Origin of the sequence: Actinotalea sp. (assembly GCF_041597215.1) — a bacterium.
In the GTDB taxonomy this organism is placed as follows: Bacteria; Actinomycetota; Actinomycetes; order Actinomycetales; family Cellulomonadaceae; genus Actinotalea.
The window spans coordinates 1-10,350 of sequence record NZ_JBFHHB010000109.1 but is presented as its reverse complement, the minus strand read 5'-3'; the positions used below and the strand labels follow the sequence as shown (position 1 = coordinate 10,350).

8 protein-coding genes are annotated in these 10,350 nt (G+C 74.7%); 5 read left to right on the top strand and 3 right to left on the bottom strand.

The genetic code is table 11. The features are described 5' to 3' along the window. Positions 1-3,277 (top strand): ATP-dependent helicase (locus ABWK99_RS09250; protein WP_372594409.1); only part of this gene is annotated, 3,277 nt, incomplete at its 5' end. A 120-nt stretch (positions 3,278-3,397) separates the two neighbouring features. On the opposite strand, the gene ABWK99_RS09245 is transcribed toward ABWK99_RS09250, so the two are convergent. Next, positions 3,398-4,672, bottom strand: coding sequence for a phosphotransferase (locus ABWK99_RS09245; RefSeq protein ID WP_372594408.1), 1,275 nt, complete (start codon positions 4,670-4,672; stop codon positions 3,398-3,400). 114 nt (positions 4,673-4,786) lie between these two features. Here ABWK99_RS09245 and nudC point away from each other — a divergent pair, with 114 nt between their 5' ends. Next, on the top strand, positions 4,787-5,989 hold the full coding sequence (nudC, locus tag ABWK99_RS09240) for an NAD(+) diphosphatase (RefSeq protein ID WP_372594407.1): 1,203 nt from the start codon (positions 4,787-4,789) through the stop codon (positions 5,987-5,989). A gap of 33 nt (positions 5,990-6,022) precedes the next feature. Here the strand turns inward: nudC and ABWK99_RS09235 are convergent, their stop codons facing one another. Beyond that, on the bottom strand, positions 6,023-6,283 hold the full coding sequence (locus ABWK99_RS09235; RefSeq protein WP_372594406.1) for a mycoredoxin: 261 nt from the start codon (positions 6,281-6,283) through the stop codon (positions 6,023-6,025). A 93-nt stretch (positions 6,284-6,376) separates the two neighbouring features. On the opposite strand from ABWK99_RS09235, the gene ABWK99_RS09230 reads away from it, so the two are divergent. The 3 genes from ABWK99_RS09230 (at position 6,377) to ABWK99_RS09220 (ending at position 9,194) form a co-directional block, all read left to right on the top strand. Continuing rightward, complete coding sequence (locus ABWK99_RS09230) at positions 6,377-8,413, top strand: ATP-dependent helicase (RefSeq protein ID WP_372594405.1); 2,037 nt, start codon at positions 6,377-6,379, stop codon at positions 8,411-8,413. 122 nt (positions 8,414-8,535) lie between these two features. Further along, positions 8,536-8,700 (top strand): hypothetical protein, encoded by a 165-nt coding sequence (locus ABWK99_RS09225; RefSeq protein ID WP_372594404.1) that lies wholly within the window; start codon positions 8,536-8,538, stop codon positions 8,698-8,700. 122 nt (positions 8,701-8,822) lie between these two features. Further along, a complete protein-coding gene (locus ABWK99_RS09220; RefSeq protein ID WP_372594403.1) occupies positions 8,823-9,194 on the top strand; it encodes a WhiB family transcriptional regulator in 372 nt (123 codons plus the stop codon). A 12-nt stretch (positions 9,195-9,206) separates the two neighbouring features. Here the strand turns inward: ABWK99_RS09220 and ABWK99_RS09215 are convergent, their stop codons facing one another. Then, positions 9,207-10,310, bottom strand: a complete 1,104-nt coding sequence (locus ABWK99_RS09215; RefSeq protein WP_372594402.1) for a thiamine biosynthesis protein ThiF — start codon at positions 10,308-10,310, stop codon at positions 9,207-9,209. Positions 10,311-10,350: the final 40 nt, after the last annotated feature.

Genomic DNA, 10,350 nt, shown 5'->3' with positions numbered 1-10,350 from the left:
GGATGTGTCCCGTGCGGCGCAGCTGTCCGGCCTGGCCCGAGGGGCGGGTGGTCGGCGCATGAGGTCGGCGGCGGAGATCGCGGAGCTCGTCGGGACGCACCCACCCACCCCCGAGCAGCGGGCAGTCATCGAGGCGCCCCTCGAGCCCGCTCTGGTGGTGGCGGGGGCCGGCTCGGGCAAGACAGAGACGATGGCAGCCCGGGTCGTGTACCTCGTGGCCAACGGGCTGGTCGAGCCGGATCGGGTGCTCGGGCTGACCTTCACGCGCAAGGCGGCAGGAGAGCTCTCCGACCGGGTCAGGGCTCGCCTGCGTGCCCTGCGCCGCGCCACCGGCGGTCGCGGCACGGGGTTCCACGCGCCGACGGTGGCGACGTACAACTCCTATGCGGCCTCGCTCGTGGCCGACCATGCGGTGCGGATCGGCGTGGAGCCTTCCGCGCGCCTGCTCGGCGAGGCCGGACGCTGGCAGATCGCCCATGACGTCGTCGAGCACTGGGCGGGGGACCTGGACACCGAGTACAAGGTGCCGACGATCACCACGGCCGTGCTCGACCTGGCCGGGGAGCTGGCCGAGCACCTTGTGGACCCGCAGGACCTGCGCAGGGAGCTCGAGCGCACGATCGACGTGCTCGCCGAGGCCCCGGCGGTCCGCACGCTCCGCGCTCCCGCCAAGAAGCTCCTCGCCGAGGCGGCCGGGTCCATGCGTCTCCGGTCCCGGCTCGTCGCGCTGGTCGAGGAGTTCACCGCTCGCAAGCGCGCCCAGGACGTCATGGACTTCGCCGACCAGGTGGCGCTCGCCGCCCGGGTGGCTCGGGAGGTGCCGGAGGTCGGCGCGGGGGAGCGGCTGCGGTACGGCGTCGTCCTGCTCGACGAGTACCAGGACACCTCCGTCGCGCAGCTCGTGCTGCTGCGCCACCTCTTCGGGGCCGACTCCGGCGCCCCTGGGCACCCCGTCACGGCCGTCGGCGATCCCCACCAGTCGATCTACGGCTGGCGGGGTGCCTCGGCGGGCGGGCTCGAGCAGTTCCCGGTGGACTTCCCGCGGCGTGCCGGGGACGTCGCCGTGCGCGCCCCGGTGCTCGCGCTGTCGACGTCGTGGCGCAACGACCATGCGGTGCTCGCCGTCGCGAACGCCACGGCCGAGCCCTTGCGGGCGGCCGTGGATGCGCGCCGCGACGCTGACACCCCGGCGCTGCCGGTGCTCCGAGCCCGCCCCGCCGCGGGCCCCGGCGTGGTCGAGGCGCGCTTCCTCGAGACACAGGAGGAGGAGGCGGCGGCGGTCGCCCGGTTCATCGTCGAGCAGCGCGCCCTGCTCTCGGCCGAGCGGCCGGGGTCCGTCACCTCTGCCGTGCTCTGCCGCACCCGAGCACAGTTCGTCGTCCTCGAGCAGGCGCTGCTCGCGGCAGGCCTCGAGGTCGAGGTCGCCGGCCTCGGCGGGCTGCTCGACACGCCGGAGGTCGCCGATGTGATCGCCGCCCTCGAGGCCGCGCACGATCCCTCACGCGGGGACTCGCTCATGCGGCTGCTGACCGGGCCGCGCGCGCATCTCGGGCTGGCGGACCTGGCGGCCCTGTCCGACTGGGCGCGAGAGCTTCCGGGTGAGGACCACCCCAGGGCCGATCGCGGGGAGCTCCCCTCGATCGTCGACGCGCTCGACCAGCTCCCGCCCCCGACGTGGGTGAGCCGCCACGGACGGCAGCTCGGGCCGGAGGGCCGCGCGCGGCTCGGCGACCTCGGCGGGATCCTCCGCTCGCTCCGCAGCCAGACCTTCCTCCCGGTGGCCGACCTGGTCGCCGAGGCCGAACGGCTGCTCGGCCTGGACATCGAGGTGGCGGTCGGGCGGAGCAGCCCTGCCACCGCACGCGCCCACCTCGACGCGTTCAGGGCGGTCGCCGCCGGGTTCGACCGGCAGGACGCGGGGACCCTCGGGGCCTTCCTCGCCTGGCTCGTCGCCGCGCGGTCCGAGGAGCGAGGGCTCGCTGTCCCCCCGGCCGAGACGGACCCGGACGCCGTGCAGATCATGACGGTGCACGCCGCCAAGGGGCTGGAGTGGGACGTCGTCGCCGTCCCCGGTCTCGTCGAGAAGACCTTCCCCACCGGTTCGGACGCCAGGGGCTGGGTGCGGTCCAACGGCGCGATCCCCGTCGCGCTGCGCGGAGACCGTGCACACCTGCCAGAGGTCTCGCTCACCCCCGGTGCCGAGCAGGCGGAGCTGGTCGAGCGGCTCCAGGCCTACGGCCAGCAGGTCCAGGAGCATGAGCTCGCGGAGGAGCGGCGACTGGCGTACGTCGCGGTCACCAGGGCCTGCTCGCGACTCCTGCTGACCGGGTCGTGGTGGCGCGCAGGGTCCACCTCGCGCGTGCCCTCCCGGTTCCTGCTCGAGCTGGTCGACGCAGGGCTGATCGAGCTCGATCCCGGATCCGCCCCGGCCGGCCCGGCGCCCGGGACGACGCCGGCAGCCGACCTCACGTGGCCGCCCGCCCACCCGCTGGGGGCCGAGCGCTCTGCGCGGCTCGACCGGGCGGCTCGTGCCGTCCGTCAGGCGGTTCCGTCCGCGAGCTGGACGGCGGGGGACGACGAGGGCATCGCACTCGCTCGCTCCGCCGAGCTGCTCCTCGCAGAGCGGCTCCGTGGCCGCGAGGACCAGCAGGTGGTCGCCCTCCCGGCGCACCTCGCGGCCTCTGCCCTGGTCCGGCTCGCGGCGGACCCGGCCGGGTACGCCCTGGAGGTGCGCCGACCGGTCCCGCAGGCGCCCTCGACGGTTGCCCGCCGAGGCACTGCCTTCCACGCGTGGGTCGAGCAGTACTTCGGTTCCGCGGCCCTCGTCGGGCTCGACGAGCTCCCGGGCGCGGACGACGACAGCGTCGCTCAGGACGCCGACCTCATGGCTCTGCGGGAGAGCTTCCTGGCCACCCCGTGGGCGGGGCGGACACCGATTGCGGTCGAGGTCGACATCGAGACACCGGTCGGTGGTCTCACCCTGCGCTCACGCATCGACGCGGTGTTCGCCGAACCGGACGGCGGGGTCGTCGTCGTCGACTGGAAGACGGGCCGGCCGCCGACGGACGCCGCCGCGCAGCGGGCTCGTGAGCTCCAGCTGGCGGTGTACCGCGTCGCCTGGTCCCGGCGTTCGGGGCTGCCGCTGGAGAAGGTCGACGCGGCCTTCGTCTACGTCGCCACCGGAGAGACGGAGCGGCCGACGGTCCTGCCGGGCCTCGAGGAGATCGAACGCGCCCTTCAGGACGGAACCGGCGTGGGTGCGGTCCTGGAGCGGTGACGGCGCGGCCGACGGTCGTGCCGGGCCTCGAGGAACGCGCCCTTCAGGACGGCACCGGAGTGGGTGCCCTTCGGGAGGGCCCCGGTGTGGGTGCGGTCCTGGAGCGGTGACGGCGCGACGTCAGTCGCGGCGGGGGGCGTTCGGTTCGTCGGGCTGCTCGGCGGACTCCGATGCGGTGTCGGCACTCGTCGTCGTCGGCGTGGCCTCGGGCGACTCTGCCGGCTCCGGCTCCTCGTCGGCTTGCTGCCGGCCGTCGGTGGGTGAAGCGGCCACGGCGTCGGCCATAGCAGCGGACTCGGCCTCGGCGGCGGTGTCGGCCTCAGCGGCCTCAGCGGCTAGCGCCTCGGCCTCGGCGGCGCGCTGGTTCGCCTCCCACTCCGCCTCGGCGAGCTCGTCGGCGAGGGCGAGGTCGGCGGCGTCACGCTCGGCCTGCTCGGCGGCCTCCCGCTCCGCCTCGGCGATGAGGGCCGCCTCGGCGTCGTTCTCGGCGATCTGAGCCGCCAGCTCCTCCAGCATCTGCTGGGCGTCGTCGACGATGGCCTCGTCCTTCACGTGCACCCCGTGCAGGAGCCAGCGGGCCACGGCGAGCTCGCCGGCGAGCAGGGCGCGGTCGGCCAGGTGTGGATCGCGCATCTCGGTGCGGTGCAGGTGGTATGCCTCGAGGATCGGATCGACCGCTTCCTGCGGCGCGGCGACCAGGAGCCACGCGAGGTCGTCGGCGGGGTCGGCGACCTTCGCCTCGGACCAGCCCAGCAGCGAGACCGGCCGTCCCCCCGCGCACAGGACGTGCTCGACCGACAGGTCCCCGTGGACGACGGTCGGCTGGAACCGCCACAGGGCGACGTCCTCGAGGGCACGCTCCCACCGTCGGAGCAGGAGTGTCGGCACCCGGCCCGTACCGGCGGCCTCGTCGAGCTCGGACAGGCGCCGCTCGCGGTACTCCTCCGCGCGATACACGGGGAGCCCGGTGTCCTCCACGAGGGACGTGGGCAGCTCGTGCAGGGCAGCGAGGGCGGCGCCGAGGGCCGCGGCCAGTCCAGGCCCGGGTCCCAGCTCGGCCAGGTCGAGGGGACGTCCCGCCAGCCGGCGGTGGACGATGGCGCGGCCGCCTTCGGGGAGCGCCACCGATCCTTCCGGCACCGGCACCGCGAACGGCAGCTCTCCCGCCTCGGCGTGCGAGGCGAGCGCCCCGAGCAGCGCGACCTCGGCCTCCAGGGTCGCCCCGGCGGCGGCGTCCTGCGGCGCCTGCACGACCCAGCGTGTTCCCTCGGCGTCGATCACCACCGCAGCGTCGATCCCCGGCGCCGTGTGCGAGGAGCGCCGGACGTCGACGGCGTCGAGGTCGGGAATGGCGACGGTCGCCAGCGCGGCGAGGACGAGCGGAGAGCGGGGCACGAGATCACCGTAGGCTCCTTGCGCCCGTGGAGCACGCGTCGTCGGCACGTGTCCGTCCGCGCGGTGCTCGACACGGTCGCTCGGGAGGGGTCCGCGCTGGCCTACGGTGACCGGGTGGACTGGACCCGACTGCCGCTCTCCCGTTCCTCCGTCGACAGGCACGCGGAGCGTCGCACCGACCCCGACCTGATCGCCGAGGCGTGGCGACGGTCCGGCACCCAGGTGGTGGTCGTCGCCGGCGGGATGCTGGCGGTGCGGGTCGTCGACGAGGAGATGCCGGGTGCTGGGCCGTTCGGCGGCGCCGCCGTCGATCATGCCGGCGGTGCTCCGGCCGCGCTGGAGCTCCTGAGCCCCGTCGACCTGACGGACGTCGCGGTCCGGCTCGCCGGGCTCGATCCCTCGGGAGGCGTCGGCCCCGGGGACGACACCTCGCCCGATCTGGCCGCGCCCGATCTGGCCACGTCCGATCTGGCTGAGCCCGACCTGGCCGCGTCCGATGTGGCCACGCCCGACATGGCCACGCCCGACCTGGTCGCGTCCGATCTGGCCACGCCCGACGTCGCCGCGGCGCTCGAGGGCTTGCCCGCCGTCGCCGACGGCACCGCCCTGCTCGCCTTCCTCGGGGCCGACGAGGTCGACCTGCTCGCGCTGGTGCTCCCCGACGCCGAGTCGCTCCCCGGCGAGCACCTGTGGCGCTCCCTTCGTGACGTCGGCTACGTGCTCGACGACCGCGAGGTCGGCCTGGCCAGCACGGCCGTCGCCCTGGCGGCCTGGCACCGACGCCATCCGCGATGCCCCCTGTGCGGCGCCGCGACGGTCCCGGCCGCGGCCGGCTGGACGCGCACCTGCGTCGCGGACGGCTCGGAGCACTACCCGCGCACCGACCCGGCGGTGATCATGGCGGTCGTCGACGACGAGGACCGCCTCCTGCTCGCCCACTCCCCGCAGTGGCCCGCTCGTCGCTTCTCCACGCTCGCCGGGTTCGTCGAGCCTGGGGAGTCGGCGGAGGCCGCCGTGGCCCGCGAGGTCGGTGAGGAGGTCGGGGTGGCGATCGGCGAGGTCGCCTACCGCGGCAGCCAGTCGTGGCCGTTCCCCGGCTCGCTGATGCTCGCCTACCGCGCACGCGCGGCGAGCACCGAGATCACCGTCGACGAGGTGGAGATCGCCGAGGCGCACTGGTTCAGCCGCCCGCAGCTCCTCGCCGCCGTGACGGCCGGCGAGGTCCTGCTGCCGACCCGCACCTCGATCGCCCGAGCCCTGATCGAGGAGTGGTTCGGCGGTCCGATCGAGAGCGAGGCCTGGGGCACGACCGGTTGAGGGTACGCGCGCCAGGCGCTCGGCTCCGCCGCGTCAGCGCGCGAGGCGCTCGGTCACCTGAGCGAGGGACGGGTTCGTCGCAACCGTCCCGTCCGGGAACACCAGCGTCGGCACCGTCTGGTTCCCCCCGTTGAGCTGCTCGACGAGCTCGGCAGCGCCAGGGGTCGTCTCGATGTCGATCTCGGTGTAGGCGATCCCCGCGGACTGCATCTGGCTCTTCAGCCGTCGGCAGTACCCGCACCAGGTGGTGCTGTACATCGTCACGGTGCCGGTGGTGGGGGGTGCGATCGTCATGGATCCCTCGGGGGTCTGGGGGCCGGGTGTCTCCCGGCCGGCGGAGGGGGAACACCGCAGACCCTGTCAGTGATTCCTGCGAGAATCGCCGCGATGCCAGCCGACGACCTCCTCGACGCCCTGGACCCGGACCAACGCGCGGTGGCCGTCGCGCTCACGGGTCCCGTCTGCGTGCTCGCGGGGGCCGGCACGGGCAAGACCCGCGCGATCACCCACCGCATCGCCTACGGGGTGCGCACCGGGACCTACCCCCCGCAGAGCGTGCTGGCGGTGACCTTCACGGCGCGTGCGGCGGGGGAGATGCGCACCCGGCTGCGGGACCTAGGCGTCGTCGGCGTCCAGGCGCGCACCTTCCACGCCGCGGCACTGCGCCAGCTCAGCTACTTCTGGCCCAAGGTCGTCGGTGGTGCCCCGCCGCGCATCCTCGAGCAGAAGTCGACCGTCGTGGCCGAGGCGGCGTCCTCCCTCGGGCTGCGGGTCGACCGGCTGTCGGTACGGGACCTCGCCTCGGAGATCGAGTGGGCCAAGGTCAGCCTCGTCCCCGCTGACGACTACGTCCGCGCCGCGGCCGCCACCGACCGCCCCGCCCCCGCCGGCCACGACCACGCGACCGTCGCCCGGCTCCTGACCGCCTACGAGGCGGCGAAGGACGCCCGTGGGGTCATCGACTTCGAGGACGTGCTCACCCTGCTCGGCAGCATGCTCGAGCACCGGCAGGACATCGCGGAGACCGTCCGTGGTCAGTACCGGCACTTCGTCGTCGACGAGTACCAGGACGTCTCTCCTGCGCAGCAGTTCCTGCTCGACCAGTGGCTCGGTGGGCGCCAGGAGCTGTGCGTCGTCGGGGACCCGAGCCAGACCATCTACTCGTTCACCGGCGCGACGCCGTACTACCTGCTCGGTTTCGCCCAGCAGCGGCCGGGTGCCCAGGTGATCCGTCTGGTGCGGGACTACCGTTCGACCCCCCAGGTCGTGGACCTCGCCAACCGCCTGCTCGCGGTGACCGGACGTCGACGCTCGGCCGGCAGCCTCGAGCTGGTGGCCCAGCGCCCCTCGGGTCCGCCTGTCCGCCTGAGTGCCTACGACGACGACGAGGCCGAGGCCCAGGGCGTCGCGCTCGCCGTTCAGCGGCTCATCGCGGCCGGCACGACCGCCCGCGAGATCGCCGTGCTCTACCGCACCAACGCGCAGTCCGAGGTGCTCGAGCAGGCCTTGTCCGACGCCGGGGTGGGGTACCTCGTGCGCGGCGGTGAGCGCTTCTTCTCGCGTCGCGAGGTGCGGGACGCGATCGTCCTGCTGCGTGGCTCGGCCCGCTCGATGGGCGAGGTCCCCGTGGGAGAGGCGGTCCGCGACGTGCTCAGCGGCGCGGGGTGGACGCCCGAGGCACCGGCGGCCAGAGGGGCGGTCCGCGATCGTTGGGACGCCCTGCAGGCCCTGGTCCAGCTCGCCGACGACCTTGCGGACAAGGCTCGCGCCGGTGGTGACCAGGCGGTGCCCGGGCTGCCGGCGCTCGTCGCCGAGCTCGACGAGCGCGCAGCGGCTCAGCACGCGCCCGCCGTCGACGGTGTCACGCTCGCCTCGCTGCACGCGGCCAAGGGACTGGAGTGGGACGCGGTGTTCCTGGTCGGGATGAGCGAGGGCCTCCTGCCGATCTCCCTCGCCGAGACCGAGGAGGTGATCGCGGAGGAGCGGCGCCTGCTGTACGTGGGCATCACGCGGGCCCGCGAGCACCTCGCGCTGAGCTGGGCCCGGTCGCGCAACCCGGGCAGCCGCGCCAGCCGCAAGCGTTCGCGGTTCCTCGCCGGCCTCCTGCCCGAGTCCGGTCCACGCTCCGGCGCGGCCGTCGAGCGCGGACCTCGCCCGCCGGTGGACCCGGACGACGTCGACCAGGATCTCCTGGAGGCCCTGCGGGAGTGGCGGACCCGCGCAGCGCTCGAGATCGACCGTCCGGCGTTCACCGTCCTGGTGGACTCGAGCCTGCAGGAGATCGCCGCGAACCAGCCCACGAGCGTCGCGGAGCTCGTGCGCGTCCGGGGTATCGGTCCGTCGAAGGTCGAGAGCTACGGCTCCTCGCTGCTGGGCATCGTGGCCGCCCATCGCGCCAGGCGATCCGGGCCGAGCGGGCCCTGAGCGAGATCGACCGGAAAAAAGCCTTGTCGGCCGCGCGCGGGAGTTCTACCGTTGTCGAGTCCTGACCGGAGTCACGGCCCGCAGCGGTCGGTGGCGGCAATCGAGAGGAGGTGGATGTGCTGATGAAGACCACGACGGGAACTCCCGCCGGCGTCCTGCCGCGTCGGATCGCATCCACCTTCGGTCTCGCCAAGGGGACGGGTGTGTCCGGCTACCGGCTGCGCACCGCCGAGTCCCTTTCCCCGCTCGCCGAACCCGGCTCCCCGCCCGAGGTGCTCACCGTCTGACCGACGGAGCGCCCTCCAGGCCGCGGAGCCCACCTCGGGACCCGCGGCCGTCGTCTGTCCGACGCCGGTGGCAGGTCCCGGATCACCACCCGGACCATCGCATGGACATACGAGGAGGAGCCGTGCGGCTCACCACGCTGCTCGACACGCTCGCCGAGGCCGGCTCCGGACCCTGGCCACCCGTGGCGGGCCCGAGCATCACCACCCCCACCCCCGAGGTGGAACGCACCACCCAGGTCGAGTTCGACGAGCTCGTCTCCATGCTCATCCCGTGCCGGGCGAACGACGCCGAGCTCTGGTTCGCGGAGCGCACCGCCGAGGTCGAGCTCGCGAAGGCGTTGTGCGCCACCTGCCCCGTGCGCGAGGGCTGCCTCGCCGGGGCGATCGAGCGCCAGGAGCCCTGGGGTGTCTGGGGCGGCGAGGTCTTCATCGACGGCGTCGTCGTCCCACGCAAGCGAGGGCGCGGTCGGCCGCGCAAGAGCGAGGCGAGCTGAGCCGTCCCCGGGTCAGTCGACCGTTCCCTGCGGCGTCCCGTCGGGCAGCTGGGACCCGCACCCACATCGCGGGTGCGGGTCCCAGCGCCGCGACACCGGCAGGCCGAGCGGCAGCGCGATCTCGAGAGCGGCGCCGTCCACCGTGACCGGCCGGCCGTCGAGGGCCGCGAGGACCTGGACCGTGGCGGTCGCCGCGGCCATCACGGCGAGGCTCGTCTCCTCGTCCCGCGCGACCCGTGACCCGCCGGCCGCGAGCTGGGCCGCGACCGTCGGCCACGCGGGGTCCACGTCCGTGTGGTGCAGCTCCAGGCACCGCAGGCAGGCGGTCCGCCCCGGGAGCACCCGCGGGCCCACCCGGATCGCGGCCTCGCCGATCACCACCGACAGGTGGGCCTGCCCGCTGTCGAGCAGCGGCGCGTAGCCGATCGGGTCCGCGACGTCCTGCTCGACGAGCACCACGATGTCGGGGGAGCGGCCCGCCGGCGCGACGGTCCGCAGGGTCGGGCGGACGTCGAGCAGGACCCGCGCCAGAGCGGTGGCCCGGGCAGTGCCCACGGCAGCGGCGCCGAGGCCGCCGAAACCGACCTCCTCCGCGCGCGTGCGCGTCGGGTCCTCCAGCAGCAGGGTGCCGACACCGGCGCAGGCGAGCGCCGTGGCGATCCCCGACCCGGTGCGCCCGAGCCCCCGGAGCAGGACGACGGACCTGGCGCGCCGGGCCAGGACCGGAGCGGCGTCGCCGTCCGGGGCCAGCAGGGCGAGGGTCCGGGCGTCGGCGCGCGTGCTCGCCGTCGGGTCGTCTGCCGACGGCGGCACGACGAGGTGAGCGGCGCGCAGGTGCGCCAGGACGGTGTCGACCTCGTCCTCCGGAACCGCCTCCGCCTGCAGGGCAGCGATCAGGGAGCGGAGCGTCGTGCCGGCGCGTAGCCCCACGAGCGCCCGCGCGGCCGCCGGGCTGAGGTCCGTCAGCGCGACCGCCCACCGCGGGTCCGTGCCGATCTGGATCTCCGTCGTGCCCCGCCACAGCAGCGGTAGTGCGCGTAGCTGCACGCTGTCCCCCTCCGTCGCGCTCAGCCTGCTGGCCGGTGCGGCGGTGCGGGACTTGTCCACAACGCGCACGAGGCGGCTCCCTGGTGGGAGCCGCCTCGTGACGGTCGGG